At 70.8% G+C, this 15,344-nt stretch carries 16 protein-coding genes; 10 read left to right on the top strand and 6 right to left on the bottom strand.

Annotated features, from left to right (window positions below; all coding sequences use genetic code 11):
• Window positions 1–151: 151 nt before the first annotated feature.
• Window positions 152–388, top strand: coding sequence for a PTS transporter subunit EIIB (locus ACGH48_RS01975; RefSeq protein WP_071253138.1), 237 nt, complete (start codon window positions 152–154; stop codon window positions 386–388).
• Window positions 385–837, top strand: coding sequence for a glucose PTS transporter subunit IIA (locus ACGH48_RS01970; protein WP_123310654.1), 453 nt, complete (start codon window positions 385–387; stop codon window positions 835–837). The genes ACGH48_RS01975 and ACGH48_RS01970 overlap by 4 nt, the downstream gene beginning before the upstream one ends.
• A gap of 101 nt (window positions 838–938) precedes the next feature.
• Here ACGH48_RS01970 and ACGH48_RS01965 read toward each other — a convergent pair whose 3' ends face one another.
• On the bottom strand, window positions 939–1,673 hold the full coding sequence (locus ACGH48_RS01965) for a GntR family transcriptional regulator (protein WP_123293453.1): 735 nt from the start codon (window positions 1,671–1,673) through the stop codon (window positions 939–941).
• Between the two features lie 219 nt (window positions 1,674–1,892).
• On the opposite strand from ACGH48_RS01965, the gene ACGH48_RS01960 reads away from it, so the two are divergent.
• Genes ACGH48_RS01960 through ACGH48_RS01950 form a run of 3 tightly spaced genes read left to right on the top strand, consistent with a single transcriptional unit; the run spans window position 1,893 to window position 4,997 of the window.
• The gene (locus ACGH48_RS01960) at window positions 1,893–2,285 is read left to right on the top strand and encodes a lactococcin 972 family bacteriocin (protein ID WP_340197236.1); all 393 of its coding nucleotides are present in this window, start codon (window positions 1,893–1,895) and stop codon (window positions 2,283–2,285) included.
• Between the two features lie 55 nt (window positions 2,286–2,340).
• Window positions 2,341–4,368, top strand: coding sequence for a hypothetical protein (locus tag ACGH48_RS01955; RefSeq protein ID WP_123310658.1), 2,028 nt, complete (start codon window positions 2,341–2,343; stop codon window positions 4,366–4,368).
• Window positions 4,365–4,997: an ATP-binding cassette domain-containing protein gene (locus ACGH48_RS01950; RefSeq protein WP_340197234.1), complete on the top strand. Its 633-nt coding sequence runs from the start codon at window positions 4,365–4,367 to the stop codon at window positions 4,995–4,997. Before ACGH48_RS01955 ends, ACGH48_RS01950 begins: the two co-directional genes overlap by 4 nt.
• A 6-nt stretch (window positions 4,998–5,003) precedes the next feature.
• Here the strand turns inward: ACGH48_RS01950 and ACGH48_RS01945 are convergent, their stop codons facing one another.
• The 5 genes from ACGH48_RS01945 to ACGH48_RS01925 all read right to left on the bottom strand — a co-directional run bounded on the left by ACGH48_RS01945 (window position 5,004) and on the right by ACGH48_RS01925 (window position 10,677).
• The gene (locus ACGH48_RS01945; RefSeq protein ID WP_396289994.1) at window positions 5,004–5,585 is read right to left on the bottom strand and encodes a GNAT family N-acetyltransferase; all 582 of its coding nucleotides are present in this window, start codon (window positions 5,583–5,585) and stop codon (window positions 5,004–5,006) included.
• 158 nt (window positions 5,586–5,743) lie between these two features.
• Window positions 5,744–7,345: a dihydrolipoamide acetyltransferase family protein gene (locus ACGH48_RS01940; RefSeq protein WP_396289993.1), complete on the bottom strand. Its 1,602-nt coding sequence runs from the start codon at window positions 7,343–7,345 to the stop codon at window positions 5,744–5,746.
• A gap of 46 nt (window positions 7,346–7,391) precedes the next feature.
• Window positions 7,392–8,351, bottom strand: coding sequence for an alpha-ketoacid dehydrogenase subunit beta (locus ACGH48_RS01935; protein ID WP_123312162.1), 960 nt, complete (start codon window positions 8,349–8,351; stop codon window positions 7,392–7,394).
• Between the two features lie 86 nt (window positions 8,352–8,437).
• On the bottom strand, window positions 8,438–9,574 hold the full coding sequence (locus tag ACGH48_RS01930; RefSeq protein WP_123310666.1) for a thiamine pyrophosphate-dependent dehydrogenase E1 component subunit alpha: 1,137 nt from the start codon (window positions 9,572–9,574) through the stop codon (window positions 8,438–8,440).
• Window positions 9,575–9,597: 23 nt separating this feature from the next.
• Window positions 9,598–10,677 (bottom strand): histidinol-phosphate transaminase, encoded by a 1,080-nt coding sequence (locus tag ACGH48_RS01925; RefSeq protein ID WP_396289992.1) that lies wholly within the window; start codon window positions 10,675–10,677, stop codon window positions 9,598–9,600.
• Window positions 10,678–10,727: 50 nt separating this feature from the next.
• Here ACGH48_RS01925 and ACGH48_RS01920 point away from each other — a divergent pair, with 50 nt between their 5' ends.
• The 5 genes from ACGH48_RS01920 to ACGH48_RS01900 all read left to right on the top strand — a co-directional run bounded on the left by ACGH48_RS01920 (window position 10,728) and on the right by ACGH48_RS01900 (window position 15,299).
• Window positions 10,728–11,126, top strand: a complete 399-nt coding sequence (locus ACGH48_RS01920; RefSeq protein WP_396289991.1) for a phage holin family protein — start codon at window positions 10,728–10,730, stop codon at window positions 11,124–11,126.
• Window positions 11,127–11,173: 47 nt separating this feature from the next.
• Window positions 11,174–11,686 (top strand): low molecular weight protein-tyrosine-phosphatase, encoded by a 513-nt coding sequence (locus tag ACGH48_RS01915; protein ID WP_123312163.1) that lies wholly within the window; start codon window positions 11,174–11,176, stop codon window positions 11,684–11,686.
• The gene (purB, locus tag ACGH48_RS01910) at window positions 11,683–13,068 is read left to right on the top strand and encodes an adenylosuccinate lyase (RefSeq protein ID WP_396289990.1); all 1,386 of its coding nucleotides are present in this window, start codon (window positions 11,683–11,685) and stop codon (window positions 13,066–13,068) included. The genes ACGH48_RS01915 and purB overlap by 4 nt, the downstream gene beginning before the upstream one ends.
• A 150-nt stretch (window positions 13,069–13,218) precedes the next feature.
• Window positions 13,219–14,490, top strand: coding sequence for a hypothetical protein (locus ACGH48_RS01905; protein WP_396289989.1), 1,272 nt, complete (start codon window positions 13,219–13,221; stop codon window positions 14,488–14,490).
• Between the two features lie 2 nt (window positions 14,491–14,492).
• Complete coding sequence (locus ACGH48_RS01900; RefSeq protein WP_396289988.1) at window positions 14,493–15,299, top strand: L,D-transpeptidase family protein; 807 nt, start codon at window positions 14,493–14,495, stop codon at window positions 15,297–15,299.
• Window positions 15,300–15,344 lie beyond the last annotated feature (45 nt).

Below are 15,344 nucleotides of genomic sequence, written 5' to 3'. Positions count from 1 at the left end.
CTGTCGGGGTGAGTTGAGTCGTGCAGCCAGCGCAGGTAACCTCGGCGGTGTCGCCAGGTCCGGTCCTGTCCGGTCATGACCAGTTCCGTAGTCTGAACCGAGACCGGTCCCGTGTCAACCTGGTACGCAAACCCTTAACGAGGAGGAAACGATGGCCGACATCAAGGCAGCCGACATCATCGCCGCGCTCGGCGGTGCCGACAACATCGAAGAGGTCGAGGGCTGCATCACGCGCCTCCGCGTCGAGGTCGAGGACGGCGACCTCGTCGACAAGGCCGCGCTGCAGGCCGCGGGCGCCCAGGCCGTCGTCGGTGGCGGCACCGGCTGGCAGGTCATCGTCGGCACGGTCGCCGACAACCTCGCGCAGGACATCCAGGACGAACTGTGACGGCGGTCCGCACGCCGTTCGCCGGTCCGGTCGTCGCCCTCGCTGACGTGCCGGACCCGGTGTTCGCCGGCCAGCTCGTCGGTGCTGGCGTGGCCGTCGACCCGACGGGCGTCGAGGGCGCGGTCACCGCGGTGGCCCCGGTCGACGGCACCATCGTGAAGCTGCACCCGCACGCCTTCGCGCTGCAGGGCTCGGCGGGCACGGACGTCCTCGTGCACGTCGGCATCGACACCGTGAAGCTGTCGGGCGAGGGCTTCGAGCTCCTCGCGACCGAGGGCGCGACGGTCACGGCCGGCGACCCCGTCGTCCGGTTCACCCCGTCGGTGATCTCGGCCGCCGGCTACTCGCCGATCTGCCCCGTCGTGGTGCTCGGCTCCGCGCCGGACACCGTCGACCAGGGCACGGTGGGCACCTCGGTGCTCGACGGCGACACCCTGTTCGAGGTCTGACCCGGATCCACCCCGGCCCTTCCTGGTCCTTCCCGCCGAAGCGACTGTGCACCGCGAACCGTTCGCGGCACACAGTCGCTTTCGCGTTCCCGGCTGGAGACTCAGGCGACCGCAGGGGTCGCCGTGACCTCCATCTGCACGCGGTAGCGGTCCGAGCGGTACCAGCTGCGGGTGTGCTCGACGGGGCGCTCCCCCGCGTACGACACCCGGTCGAACTCGAGCACCGGGGCACCGGTCTTCGTGCCGAGCAGGGTCGCGACGTCGTCGGCGGCCGGGTTCGCGGCCACCGTCTGCTGCGCCCGGTCGATCGGGGTGCCGTACTCGTTGGCGATGATCGAGTACACCGACCCGGACAGGTCGTGGTCGAGCAGGCCCGGGAACGCGTCGGCCACGAGCCAGGCGTCGTCGATCGACACCGGAGCGCCGTCCGCCATCCGCAGCCGCTTCACGTGGAAGGCCGACACCTCGGCGTCGAGCCGCAGGGCCGCCACGGTGTCGCTCGGCGGCACGCGCTCCTCGCGCACCAGGACGACCGTCGTCGGCACGTGGCCCATCGCCCGCATCTCCTCGGTGAACGACGCCAGGTGCAACGTCGACTGCACGGGCCGGTGCGCCACGAACGTGCCCTTGCCGCGCACGCGCTCCAGGTAGCCCTCGTTGACGAGCTGCCCGAGGGCTTCGCGCACGGTGATCCGCGAGACGCCGTACTCGGCGATGAGCTGGCGTTCGGACGGGATCGCGGCGCCGGGAGCCAGGCGCGCGGTGGCGAGGTCGAGCAGGATGCGCCGCAACTGCTGGTGCTTCGGTTCGGCACCCTCGGTGATGCGGCTCGTCATGCGTCCCTCGTGCTCCGTTGCTGGTCCTGGGTGGTGGTCATGCGCGGACATGACCAGTTCCCATCACAGTAGCGAGTCGACCTCGGAACGCCAACGTGCGTGACGTTCCGCCTGGGCAGGGCGGCGGGGATTGTTGAAGTTTCACCGGCTTGACATCACATTCTCGGCTCTGTCAGTGTGACGCTCGAGTCCCACTGGGGGGCGTCCGAAAGGGGAACCATGCAGAACAGCAAGGCGAAGGCATTGATCGGGATCGGTCTGGCAGTGGGCCTGATCGCCGGGCCGGCCACGGTCGCATCCGCGTCAGCGCTCGAGGTCCTCGGGTCCGGCGCGGAAACCGGCGGCGTCACGATCATCGACCCGGGTGCGGGCGTGAGCGGTGAAACCCGCGACTACTCGACGCATGGCGACGGTGGGGGTGGGAGCTTCTGGCAGTGGGGTGTGGGTCGAGACGACACGTGGTCGAACTACTTCCGCGAGAAGCGGTGCCACGGCGCGACCGCCGTCGGCAAGAAGTCGAAGCGCGTGTCGAACGTGCCCGGTGGGAAGTACGCGATGGCGATGACTCCGAAGGCGAGCAGCGGCAACAAGGCGTACTACCACAACTGCTGAGGCGAGGAGCGGGCGCTCCGAGGGAGAGCCCGCTCCTCCGATCGCAAGGGGGAGCATGAACATCCGCTCGGTGACACTCGCGTACGTCGTCCCGCCGCTCCTCGCGTCCGTTCTCGGGTTCATCGGCCTCGTGCAGGTCAGTGAGGCCGGGCTCGTCGGTGCATCGTCGGTGGTGACCGCTGCAGCGGGCGCCGACACCGCGTCGAACCAGCGGGTCGCGAAGTCTCTCGAACAGGTCGCCGAGACCGAGGGCGCGACGATCGTCCGTGTCGTGGCCGATCGCGCGGCACCGACGACGCTCCGCCAGGCGCTGGTCACCGGTGCGCCGTCGAGTCTGGGTGCCGGCTGGCTCAGCGACGGGTACGGCGACTTCACCAGGTCGATGAGCACCACCGTCCTCCCGATGTCGGACCTCGACCACTTCGATCCCGTCGGCTCCTACGCGGTCTTCGGCGACGACGCTGCTCGGCGCGCGGTACTCGATGCCCTCTCCGGCCTCGGCTACGACGTCAGCTCGGAACAAGTGCCGTTCCTGCGCCGCATCGGAGTCAGCGACGGGTTCAGCGGGACGTCCGGCCTCGTCGGCGCCCTCACGTTGGGATGCGTCACGCTGTGCCTGATGGGGACGCTCGGCGCCCCTCGCCGGAGTGCGGTTCGACGACTGCACGGACAGAGCACCGCCTCCATCGTGGTCAGTGAGCTGGCCGAGGTCCGCGGCACCCTGCTCGCCACTGTCGTCGGCACCCCCGTGGTCGCCTTCGGTCTGTTCTTGTACAACGGGCTCGCGTCAGCGGCGACCTTCGCCACAGCAGTCGTCGTGATCGGCACAGCGTTGCTGGCACCGGTCATCGCCGCCCACACGATCGGCACCGTGCTCGCCTGTCGACAGCCGCTAGCCACCGCACTCCGAGGTGCTCGACCCGTCGGAGCGCTCGTGCTCGTCGCGCAGGTCGCCCGCGCGCCCGCGCTCCTCTTGCTCGTCACCGCCGTGTTCGACCTGTCGGGTGCCGTTGCGACCGTCCGTTCCGGGACAGCAGAACGCGACCTCCGAGCCGCAGGTGAGACCGTCCAGCTCTGGGTCACCCCGGACCCCCGTCCGATCGACTCGCAGCAGTACTGGAACCGCATCGGAGCCTTCGCCGGCAGAGCGCTCGAGCAGCGTGATGCGCTGCTCGCCGCGACCGTCGAGGTGTCCAGTGGGCAGGGGAAGTCCACGGTTCCGGCGCTCTTCGTCGACGCTGGCTACCTCGGTCTGCAGGACGTCCGCACCGAGGACGGCAGCCGCATCACCGCCGACGACGCGGACATCTCCGTGTGGATCCCAGCCGACAGTCGACTCGATCGGCGTCGGCTCGTCGCCGCGCTCGCCGACTGGCAGCTGCGCGAAGCGCCCGCCGCCGCGCGGGAGCAGATCACCGGTGGTCGACTTGCACGCCAGCAGGTCTACTCGTACCCGGACGATTCGTCGACGCGCTCCTGGCTCGCTGACGCGGTCATCGTGGTCGTCCCGGAACCCGCGGAGGTCTTCTCCGCCGATCAGCTCGGTTCGTGGCTGTCCACTGGAGACGTGGTGTTCAAGAACCGCACCGTCGCGGAACGGTCGATCAACACGTCAGACGTCCGCAGGGAGTTCAGCGCGGTGGTCGCAGTGGGACAGGTCGCCGCCGAGCAAGCACGGCTCGCGGCCACGATGACCGTGATCGCCACGGCCACGGTGGTCAGCACCCTGATCGTCAGCATCATGCTGGGGCTGCTCGGGACCGTCGCCCACCGGCGTCGCCACGGCCGCGCGCTGTTCGCGAAGCTCGCCAGCGGCACCTCAGCCGTCCGGGCCGACGCCGGGCTCCTGTTCGTCGAGACCGCCCTGGTCTCGATCGCCGTCGTCGCCACCGTCAACTCCTGGTGGGGCGCTCGCCCGGACGGGACCGGGCGCAGCTCGGTACTCGATCCCGTCGCGCAGTCGGCGGGGACCGCCGGAGCACTGGCGCTGCTCGCCATCGCAGTGGTGAGTGCGGTCAACGGCGCCGTCCTGGCCGCCACCGCGCGCAACACCCTCCGGGATCGAGGAAACGGAGCACGATGATCGAGGTACGACACGCATCGAAACACCACGGACGACGGACACTGTGGAACGATCTGTCGTTCGACGTCGCGCGCGGCGAGATCGTCTGCTTGGTCGGGCCGAGTGGCTCTGGGAAGTCCACACTCCTCGACTGCGTGGGACACCTCGATGCGCTCGACTCGGGGACGATCCGCATCGCCGGCGAACCGGTGTGTCGGAACAGGCGGCAGGCTCGGCTCCTGCGCCAGCGCTACCTGGGCTACCTGTTCCAGGACTTCGGATTGGTCGCCGACATGACCGCCCAGGCGAACATCGACATCGCTCGGGCATCCCGCGGACCGAACCGTGGGGTCCGGACGAGCGACGCGCTCGACCGCGTCGGTCTGACCGGACGGGCAACCGACCGGGTCCACGAGCTCAGCGGCGGCGAGCAGCAGCGGGTGGCGATGGCGAGGCTCCTGGTGAAGCGCCCGTCGGTCATCCTCGCCGACGAGCCGACCAGCGCTCTCGACGACGGGAACGCTGCGATGGTGCTCGACCTGCTGGCCGAACTCGCCGGCGACGGGGCGGCTGTGCTCATCGCGACCCATTCGCCGGCCGTCGAGGCGCTCGCCACGCGGAGCGTCTCGCTGAACGCACCGAAGACGTGACCGCGCTCAGGCGTTGCGGACGAGCCAGGCGAACTGTTCGTCGGAGAGCAGCCGGTCGGTCCAGACCTGCCCCTCGACCCCCGCGGCGGAGGACGTCTGCACCCCGGGAGCCCCCTGCCACACCAGCGACAGCCCGGCACGACGGAGCACCGCTGCGGAGGCCGGGTTGTTCGTGAGCACGCGCCCCGTGACGGGAACGTCCGGCGCGGTGTCGGCAGCCGCACGCACGGCAGCGAGGGCGATCTCGGAGGCGAAGCCCTGCCCCCAGGCGGAGGGTGCCAACCGGTACCCGAGGTTCCAGACCCCGCCGGCGGTCATGTCCACGCCGCCGACTCCGACGAACGCGTGATCGGCAGCGGTGCGGACGGCCCATGAGCCGAGTCCGTGTCGAGCCCGACCACCGATCTTCCGCTGCACCATGTCCACGCTCGAGCTCCGGGCGACGTGCCGACCGCTCGGCAGGTGCTGCCACGTTCGGGCGTCGGAGAACACCGCGTGCGCGTCGTCGATGTCGGCCGGCGTGAGCGGGGTGAGCAGGAGGCGATCCGTTCGGATCTCCTGCGAGGGGGTCAGGAGCTGGTGGACCATGTCCCGATCATGCCCCGCACCACCGACATCCGTGTGAACACCACGCGACGTTTGCGGAACCCCGCAGATGGTGAGCAGAAATGGTCGAGTGGCTCGAAGCCACCCGACCATTACTGCTCACGAAGCGGAACGACCGACGCGTCGGTCCCTGAACGCACTCAGTCGAGCAGGAGCGCGGGCTCCTCGAGCACCGAGGCGACGTCGTGCACGAAGCGGGACGCCACGTCACCGTCGACGACCCGGTGGTCGAACGAGGCACCGATGGTCGTGACCATGCGCGACCGGACCTCGCCGTCGACGACCCACGGCTTCGGCTTGATCGTGCCCATGGCGACGATCGCGACCTCGCCCGGGTTGAGGATCGGGGTCCCGGTGTCCATGCCGAACACACCGATGTTCGTGATGGAGACGGTGCCGTTCGCCATCTGCTTCGGCGTCGTCTTGCCGTCGCGGGCGGTGAGGGTGAGTTCCTCGAGCGCCTGCGCCAGCTCGAGCAGCGACATGTCCTGCGCGTCCTTGATGTTCGGCACGATGAGCCCGCGTGGGGTCGCCGCGGCGATGCCGAGGTTCACGAAGTGGTGGACGATGATCTCGCGGTCGGTCCAGGTCGAGTTCACCGAACGGTTGCGGCGGACGGCCCAGATGACGGCCTTCGCGACGATGAGCAGCGGCGAGACCTTGACGCCGGCGAACGTCGGCGAGGCCTTGAGCCGCTTGACGAACTCCATCGTGTGGGTCGCGTCGACGTCGACGAACAGCGACACGTGCGGTGCGGTGAACGCGGAGGTGGTCATCGCGGTCGCGATGGCCTTGCGGACGCCCTTGACCGGGATCGTCTCGCTGCGCACCTCGCCCCACTCGGGCGTCTCGATGTTGCGGAAGACGCTGGCCTGCTTCGCGTGCCGGATGACGTCGTCGCGGGTGACCTCGCCGGCGAGGCCGGTCGCCACGATCTCGACGAGCTCGACGCCGAGGTCCTTCGCGAGCTTCCGGATCGGCGGCTTCGCGAGCACGTTGGTCGCGACGGTCTGCTTGCGTGCGGGCGCGGACGCCAGACCGGCGATGGCCTCGGCGGTGGTGTCCTCACCGGGATCACTGGCCGCTTCGGCCGCTGCTGCGGCATCCACACTGGAGGCACGGCTCGCCTCGGCCGCGAGTGCTGCGGCCCGGCGGGCACCCGGCTTGCGACGCGACGGCGACGAGGTCGCCGAACCGTAGCCGACGAGGACGGCGCCGGAGGACTCGTCCGTCCCGACGACGGAGGCGCCGTCGGCGACGGGCTGCACCGGTGCAGCCGACGGGGCCACGGGCGCTGCGGCGGCCGGGGCCGGGGCCGGGCTGACGGGAGCTGCGGCGGGAGCCGGAGCCGGCGGGGTCTGCACGACCGGAGCAGCCGGGGCGGGCGCCACAGGCGGGGTAGGGGCGACCGCGGGCGAGGTCGGGACGCTGTCGGCGACCGGTGCCGGGCCTCCCGACTGAGCGGGCGGAGCCGTCACCGGCGCACCGGACGCGACCGACGCGTCGGACTCGACTCGGATGATCGGCTTGCCGACCTCGACCGTGTCGCCCTCGGACACGAGCAGCCCGGTGACGGTGCCGGCGAACGGCGACGGCAGCTCGACGAGCGACTTCGCGGTCTCGATCTCGACCAGGACCTGGTCGACGGTGATCTCGTCCCCGATCGCGACGCGCCACTGCACGATCTCGGCCTCGGTGAGGCCTTCGCCCACGTCGGGCAGGGGGAATTCGGCGACGGCCACTTACGGCTCCTTCGGCGTTCGGACGAGTTGGGTCAGTCGAGCTGGATCAGTACGCGAGGGCGCGGTCGACGGCCTCGAGGACGCGGTCGGCGTCCGGCAGGTGCAGGTGCTCCAACTTCGAGACCGGGAACGGGACGTCGAACCCGGACACCCGCAGCGGCGGCGCCTGCATCGTGTAGAACGCCTTCTCGGCGACCGTGGCGGCGATCTCGCTGCCGACGCTGACGAAGCCGGAGGCTTCCTGCGCGATGACGAGGCGACCGGTCTTGCGGACCGAGGTGAGGATCGGCTCCCAGTCGATGGGCGAGATCGAGCGGAGGTCGATGACCTCGCAGCTCGTGCCCTCGGACTCGGCGAGCTCGGCGGCCTGCATCAGGGTGGCGACCATCGCACCGTGGCCGACGAGGGTGACCTCGGTGCCGGTGCGCGCCACCCGGGTGGTGTGCATCGGGACGTGCCCGTCGACGAGGTCGACCTGACCCTTCGGCCAGTAGCGCGACTTCGGCTCGAGGAAGACGACCGGGTCCTTCGAGGCGATGGCCTCCTGGATCATCCAGTAGGCGTCGTTCGGCGTGCTCGGGCTGACGACGCGCAGACCGGGGGTGTGCGCGAAGTACGCCTCGGGCGACTCCTGGTGGTGCTCCACGGCACCGATGTGGCCGCCGTAGGGGATGCGGATGACGACCGGGAGCGACATGTGCGCCGGCAGCCGGTTCGCCATCTTCGCGAGCTGTGAGGTGATCTGGTCGAAGCCGGGCCACACGAAGCCGTCGAACTGGATCTCGACCACGGGGCGGTAGCCACGCAGGGCGAGGCCGATCGCGGTGCCGATGATGCCGGCCTCGGCGAGCGGGGTGTCCCGCACGCGCTCCGGGCCGAACCGGTCCTGCAGGCCCTCGGTGATGCGGAAGACACCGCCGAGCTGGCCGATGTCCTCGCCCATCAGCAGGACCTTGTCGTCCGCCTGCATCGCCGCGGCGAGCCCGGCGTTGAGGGCCTTCGCCATCGGCAGGGTCGGGGTGGGGTCGCTCGGGACCTCGCCGGCGCCCGGGTGGGAGCGCAGCGTGTAGTCGAAGAGCTGCTCGGTGGTGCTCATGCGTGGGCGCCCCCTTCGAAGCCGGCCTCGTACTGTTCGAGCCAGGCCTTCTGCTCGGCGACCAGCGGGTGCGGCTCGCGGTAGACGTTGTCGAACATGACGTCGACGGACGGCGGGGTGAGTGCCACGGTGCGGCGGCGGACGTCGGCGGCGATGTCCTCGCCCTCTTCGTCGAACGCGGCGAACTGTGCGTCGGTGGCACCCTTCGAGCGCAGGTACGCCTCGGAGCGGACGATCGGGTCGCGGCGGACCCAGTCCTCGAGCTCGCCGTCGGCGCGGTACCGGCTCGGGTCGTCCGAGCTGGTGTGCGCGCCGATGCGGTAGGTGTCCGCCTCGATGAACGCGGGGCCCTGACCGCTGCGGGCGTGGTCCGTGGCGACGACCGAGGCCGTGTACGAGGCGAGGATGTCGTTGCCGTCGATGAGCACGCTCGGGATCCCGAAGCCGCGCGGGCGGTCGACGAGCGGCGTCGGGGACTGCACCGACACCGGCACCGAGATCGCCCAGTGGTTGTTCTGCAGGAAGAAGACCACGGGCGCCTTGGTCGACGCCGAGAACACGTACGCCTCGTTCACGTCGCCCTGGCTCGTCGCGCCGTCGCCGAAGTAGACGATGGAGCAGGCGTCGCGGTCGGGGTCGCCCGTGCCGACGTCGCCGTCGAGCTTCTGACCGAGCGCGTAGCCCGTGGCGTGCAGGGTCTGCGAGCCGATCACCAGGGTGGAGATGTGCGTGTTGCCGCGCTGGTCCGGGTCCCACCCGCCGTGGGTCTGCCCGCGGTACATCGCGATGATCTCCATCGGCTCGACGCCGCGCTGCATCGTGACGGCGTGCTCGCGGTACGAGGGGAAGACGTGGTCCTGGGCGCGCAGGGCGAAGGCGGAGCCGGTCTGTGCGGCTTCCTGCCCGTGGCTCGGCACCCAGAGGCCGAGCTGGCCGGTGCGCTGCAGGTTGTGGCCGGCGTGGTCGAACCGTCGGGTGAGGACCATGCGGCGGTGCATCGCCAGCAGGGTCTCGTCGGGGATCGCCCGCGCGGCGGCGGCGAACTCGGCGTTCTCGTCGGTCTCCACGAACCGACCCTCGGGGTCGAGGAGCCGGACGGTGGTCGTCGCGGGAGCCGCGGCGCGGAATGACATGCGGGCCAGCGTAGCGGCAGCCATCAGTCGGCCACCTGGAGGTCCCCCACAAGCGAGCGGGCCGTTTCGAGGAGCGTTTCCACAGCCTCGTGCTCGCCGATCGAGATGCGGAGGCCCTCCGGCGGGAAGGGCCGCACGATGATGCCGGCGTCCTCGAAGGCGGCGGCCGCGGCGACCGTGCCGTCCCCCGAGGGCAGCCAGACGAAGTTGCCCTGGGCGTCCGGCACGGCCCACCCCTGCTCGCGGAGCTCGGTGACGATGTGGTCGCGGAGCGTGGCGATCTCGGACACCCGCTCGAGCAGTTCGTCCTCGCGTTCCAGGCTGGCCAGTGCGGCCGCCTGGCCCTGGGCCGTGACGGAGAGGGGGATCGCGCACGCACGGACCGCGTCGAGCACGTACACCGGGCCGAGGGCGTAGCCGACGCGCAGACCCGCGAGACCGTACGCCTTCGAGAAGGTCCGGAGGACGACCAGGTTCGGGTACTGCGCGAGGAGCGGGTGCCCGTGCACGGCGGTCTCGTCGGTGGCGAACTCGGCGTATGCCTCGTCGAGCACGACCAGGACGGACTGCGGCACCGCGGCCATGAAGGACGCGAACTCGGACTCGGTCACGATCGGGCCGGTCGGGTTGTTCGGGGTGCAGACGATCACCATGCGGGTGCGCTCGGTGACGGCGGCGGCCATCGCGTCGAGGTCGTGGCCGCCGTCCGGCCGGTTCGGCACCTGCACGCTCGTGGCCCCCGCGACGGTGACGACGCCGGGGTAGGCCTCGAAGGACCGCCAGGCGTAGACGATCTCGTCACCCGGGCCGGAGGTCGCGCGGGCGAGCTCGTGCAGGATCGCGACGCTGCCGGGGGCGACGTGCACCTCGTCGGCGGTCAGCCCGAAGCGGTTCGCGAGCGCGGCGCGGACGGCGAGGGCGGTGGCGTCGGGGTAGCGGTTGAACGCGGTCTGCGCCTGCACGGCCTGGACGACGCCGGGGAGGGGCGGGAACGGGTTCTCGTTGCTCGACAGCTTGAAGGCGTCGTCGGCGGCCTGGCGTCCCTGCTTGTAGGCGGGGAGCACAGCGATCTCCGGCCGGATGTGCACACGCTCGTCAGTCACCGGATCAGGTTACCGGCCCGTGCGCGGGTGTCGGAGGGCATCATGGGTGCATGCGATTCCTCGTCCGCCTCGTCGTCAACGCCGTGGCCCTCTGGCTCACCACGCTCATCGTCAGCGGCGTCTCCGTCACCGCGTTCGGCGACGGTGGGACCACGGCCACCGTGCTCACCTACCTGCTCGTGGCCTTCGTGTTCGGGCTCGTCAACGCCGTGATCGGCACGCTGATCCGGATCGTCGCGTTCCCGATCTACATCCTGACCCTCGGGCTCATCTCCTTCATCGTGAACGCGATCCTGCTGCTCATCGTTGCGGGCATCTCGGACGCGTTCCGCTTCGGGCTCGAGGTCGAGTCCTTCGGCTGGGGCATCGTGGGCGCCTTCGTGCTCGCCGTCTTCGCCTGGCTGATCGGGCTGTTCGTCCGTCCGGTGCTGAACCGCCAGCGGGCGTGACGCGGACGGACCTCGCGGAGGACACCTCCCTGGGCCATGATGTGACCATGGCCCCGGACGTCGACGCCCCGTTCCGCGTCTCGTTCGTCTGCAGTGGCAACATCTGCCGGTCCCCCATGGCGGGCGTCGTCTTCGCGCAGATCGCCGCGGACGCCGGGCTCGCCGACCGCTTCCAGGTCGAGTCCGCCGGCACCGGCGACTGGCACGTCGGCGAACCGGCCGACGAGCGCACGATCGCCGCCCTCGCGGCGCGCGGATACGATGGCAGCAGGCATCGCGCCCGTCAGTTCGACCCGGACCGGTTCCCGGACCTCGATCTGGTGGTCGCACTCGACCGCTCCCACGAACGCGTCCTGCGATCGTGGGCCCCGACCATGGACGACTCCGCCAAGGTGACGCTCCTGCTGCGGTACGACGACGCCTGGCCCCAGCAGACCGACGTGCCGGACCCGTACTACGCGGACCGGCACGAGTTCGACCGAGTGCTCTCGACCGTCGAACGGGCCTGCCGGGCGCTCTTCCACCAGCTCGAGCCGGCCGTCCGTCAGGGAGCCCCATGACCCCCCTTCCCCCGCAGCCGATCAGCCCGCTCGACGGGCGCTACTACCCGATCGTGCACACGGTGGGCGAGCACCTCTCCGAGGCCGGGCTCAACCGCGCACGCATCGTGGTCGAGGTCGAGTGGCTGGTCTTCCTGACCGACCACGCGATGTTCACCACCTCGCCGCTCAGCGTCGACGACAAGGCCGCGCTCCGGCGCATCGCGGAGACCTTCGGGCACGACCAGATCGCCGAACTCGCCGAGATCGAGGCCACCACGCGCCACGACGTCAAGGCCGTCGAGTACTTCGTCCGCCGACGGCTGTCGGAGCTCGGGCTCGACTCGATCGCGGAGCTCACGCACTTCGCCGCCACGAGCGAGGACGTCAACAACCTGTCCTACGCCCTGACCGTGCGGGACACCGTCGACCAGGTCTGGCTGCCGGCGTTCCGTGCCGTGCTCGAGAAGCTGCGGACGCTCGCCGTCGAGCTGCGCGCCGTCCCGATGCTCTCCCACACGCACGGGCAGCCGGCGACCCCCTCGACGCTCGGCAAGGAGCTCGCGGTCGTCGTCTACCGGCTCGAGCGCGTCCTGGCCCAGATCGAGGGCGGCGAGTACCTCGGCAAGTTCTCCGGTGCGACCGGCACCTTCTCGGCCCACCTCGCCGCCGACCCCGAGGCCGACTGGCCCACGCTGTCCCACGAGTTCGTCGAGGGCCTCGGGCTGACCTGGAACCCGCTCACCACGCAGATCGAGTCGCACGACTGGCAGGCCGAGCTGTACGACCGGGTCCGGCACGCCAACCGCATCCTGCACAACCTGGCGACCGACGTGTGGACCTACATCTCGATGGGGTACTTCACGCAGATCCCGGTCGCCGGTGCCACGGGGTCGTCGACGATGCCGCACAAGATCAACCCGATCAAGTTCGAGAACGCCGAGGCGAACCTCGAGATCTCGTCGGCGCTGTTCTCCACGCTGTCCGAGACCCTGGTGACGAGCCGTCTGCAGCGCGACCTGACCGACTCGACCACGCAGCGGAACATCGGCGTCGCGTTCGGGCACTCGCTGCTCGCGCTCGACAACCTGCGCCGGGGCCTGGGCGAGATCGCGGTGAACGAGGCCAAGCTCGCCGACGACCTCGACCACAACTGGGAGGTCCTCGCCGAGGCCATCCAGACGGTCATCCGCGCCGAGGTCACCGCCGGGCAGTCGAACATCGAGGACCCCTACGCGATGCTCAAGGACCTCACCCGCGGCAAGCGCGTGACCCAGCAGGACCTCATCGTCTTCGTGAACGGCCTGGACATCTCGGACGGCGCGAAGGCCCGCCTGACGAACCTGACGCCGGCGACGTACACGGGTCTGGCGGACGAGCTGGTCGACCACCTCGACGTCTGACGCTGTTCACCTGCGCGATGTGAACACTGTGCCGCAAAGGGGTGCGGAATCCTCATGAAGTCGGTAGGTTCGTGGTGCTGAGCATCGTCTCAGCACCGGGGGCGTCACAGAGGACGATCCCTGCCCTCTGACCGGATGGATCTCCACACCGTGCTTCGTTCCCGCATCACCGCGGCCGCCGTCGGCGCCACCGTGCTCGGCGTCACCGCTGCGCTCGTCCCCACCGTCTCCACCGCGAACCAGACGACCACCGCCGCATCGGCGATCGTGACCTGGACCGACTCGTCCTCCGACTTCACGGCGGCTCCCGAAGGCACCGTCCCGCTGAACGACAAGTGGTACTGGGCGGCGCTGTCCGACCCGACCGCGGGCGGGAAGATCACCGACTTCGCCACGCTGGACGAGGACGGGCTGTCCGTCTCCGAGGGCGAGGCCGTCGGCCTGGTCCGCGGCCTGACGAAGCCGGTGCCCGGCGGCGAGGTCGGGGCGCTCGCCTCCGGCCTCAGCACCACCACGACCGGGGCGACGAGCTTCGGCCTCGCGATCCAGGAGGGCGGCGACACCAGCGCGCAGACCGTCGTCTTCGCCACCGACGCCGGCAACAGCGACGGTGTCAGCGACGGCCTCACCCGGTGGATCGACCCTGCCACCGGTGAGGTCGAGTCGACCTCGAAGCTCGCCAGCGACCTGAAGGCAGCGGACGCCGAGGTCGTCGGCTACGTCGTCTACGTCGGTATCGACATCACCGCCGAGGTCCCCGCACCGCCCGCCACCGACGAGCCGACCGAGACGCCCGCCCCGACCGAGACGCCCGCCCCGACGGACGAGCCCACGGTCGCGCCGACCGACGAGCCGACCGACGAGCCGACCACGGCGCCGACGGACGAGCCGACGACGGCCCCGACCGACGAGCCCACGGAGCCGACCGCCCCGGTCTCCGTCGGTGGCGAGCTGAAGAGCCTCGCCTCGCCGCTCGAGTCCGACGCCCAGGCCCTCGCCGCCGACGCCAGCGGTTCGATCTCGGCCCTGCGCATCGACGACACCACGACGTACTTCACGCCGCAGCCCACCGCGGCGGCACGTCTGCTCACCACCTCCGCCACGCTGACCGAGGCCACCACCACCGGTGTCCGCGTGCAGGGTTCGGGCTTCGCCCCGAACGAGGTCGTCACCGCTGCGGTCGGCGACGCAGCCGACGCCGTCGCGATCCCCGGCGTCCAGTTCCGTGCCGACGCCGACGGCAACGTCTCCGGGACCATCGTCCTGCCCGCTGACCTCGTCGACTCGGCCGGCACCTACGTGCTCGGTCTCGTCGGCCTGTCGTCGGGGCAGACGGCCACCACGACGCTCACCGTGACGGCCGACGCGGCCACGGCGCCGGTCGCCGTGCCGGTGCCCGGAACGGCGACCTTCACGGGCTGATCTTGCCGATCCTCCCGACCGAGCCACGGCGGCGCGCGACACTGATCGCCGCCGCCGTGGCCGTCGTCTGCGCCGGGGCGGTGGCGTTCGTCGCCCTCGGCCCGCTGTCGGCGGCGCCCACGCCGACCCCGACACGGTCCGTCGCCGCGAGCGCGACCCCGACCCCCACGGCGACACCGGGCCCGACGCGCTCCGCGGGCCCGACCGACGCGGTCGACGCGCCCGTGAGCACCACCGTCGCGGCCGTCCGCGGCGACTCAGTGCCGGTCAGCCGGACGCCCGGCGGTGCCGCCACGACCACCCTGTCGAACCCGCAGCAGTCCGGCGCACCACTCGTCTTCCGTGTGGTCGACCAGCAGGACGGCTGGGCGCAGGTGCAGCTCGCACAGCGCCCGAACGGCAGCACCGGATGGGTCCCGACGAGCGCGGTCACCCTCTCCGAGGACCCGTACGCCATCGTGGTCACCCGCGCGGACAACACGCACCTGTACAAGGACGGCAAGGTCGTCGACAGCTACCCGGTGGCCACCGGCACCGGTGGTACCCCGTCACCGACCGGCCGGTTCGCCCTGACCGAGCTGCTCGCCCCGACGAACAGCGGCTACGGCCCGTACGCGTACGGCACGACGGCATTCTCGGACGTCCTCAACTCGTTCGGCGGCGGCCCGGGCCAGATCGGCCTGCACGGCACCGACGACACCTCGAGCATCGGGACCGCCGCCTCGCACGGGTGCATCCGCATGCACAACGCCGACATCACCGCGTTGGCCGAGCTCCTGCCGCTCGGCACCCCGTTCCAGGTGCGCTGAGCGCGTTTCCGCGCACGGAACGGGTCTGCCGCGGCCCACGTCCGG

The sequence above is a fragment of the Curtobacterium pomorum genome (assembly GCF_044497295.1).
Classification (GTDB): Bacteria; Actinomycetota; Actinomycetes; order Actinomycetales; family Microbacteriaceae; genus Curtobacterium.
Note: the sequence above shows the minus strand (reverse complement) of the source record. Positions and strands in the feature narration are given on the sequence as shown.

What these genes read in the sequence shown, in the direction of transcription:
- ACGH48_RS01975 (WP_071253138.1), top strand. Translation starts at nt 152, where the DNA reads ATGGCCGACATCAAGGCAGCCGACATCATCGCCGCGCTCGGCGGTGCC.
- ACGH48_RS01965 (WP_123293453.1), bottom strand. Translation starts at nt 1,673, where the DNA reads ATGACGAGCCGCATCACCGAGGGTGCCGAACCGAAGCACCAGCAGTTG.
- ACGH48_RS01960 (WP_340197236.1), top strand. Translation starts at nt 1,893, where the DNA reads ATGCAGAACAGCAAGGCGAAGGCATTGATCGGGATCGGTCTGGCAGTG.
- ACGH48_RS01955 (WP_123310658.1), top strand. Translation starts at nt 2,341, where the DNA reads ATGAACATCCGCTCGGTGACACTCGCGTACGTCGTCCCGCCGCTCCTC.
- ACGH48_RS01950 (WP_340197234.1), top strand. Translation starts at nt 4,365, where the DNA reads ATGATCGAGGTACGACACGCATCGAAACACCACGGACGACGGACACTG.
- ACGH48_RS01945 (WP_396289994.1), bottom strand. Translation starts at nt 5,585, where the DNA reads ATGGTCCACCAGCTCCTGACCCCCTCGCAGGAGATCCGAACGGATCGC.
- ACGH48_RS01935 (WP_123312162.1), bottom strand. Translation starts at nt 8,351, where the DNA reads ATGGCGAAGGCCCTCAACGCCGGGCTCGCCGCGGCGATGCAGGCGGAC.
- ACGH48_RS01930 (WP_123310666.1), bottom strand. Translation starts at nt 9,574, where the DNA reads ATGTCATTCCGCGCCGCGGCTCCCGCGACGACCACCGTCCGGCTCCTC.
- ACGH48_RS01920 (WP_396289991.1), top strand. Translation starts at nt 10,728, where the DNA reads ATGCGATTCCTCGTCCGCCTCGTCGTCAACGCCGTGGCCCTCTGGCTC.
- ACGH48_RS01915 (WP_123312163.1), top strand. Translation starts at nt 11,174, where the DNA reads ATGGCCCCGGACGTCGACGCCCCGTTCCGCGTCTCGTTCGTCTGCAGT.
- purB (WP_396289990.1), top strand. Translation starts at nt 11,683, where the DNA reads ATGACCCCCCTTCCCCCGCAGCCGATCAGCCCGCTCGACGGGCGCTAC.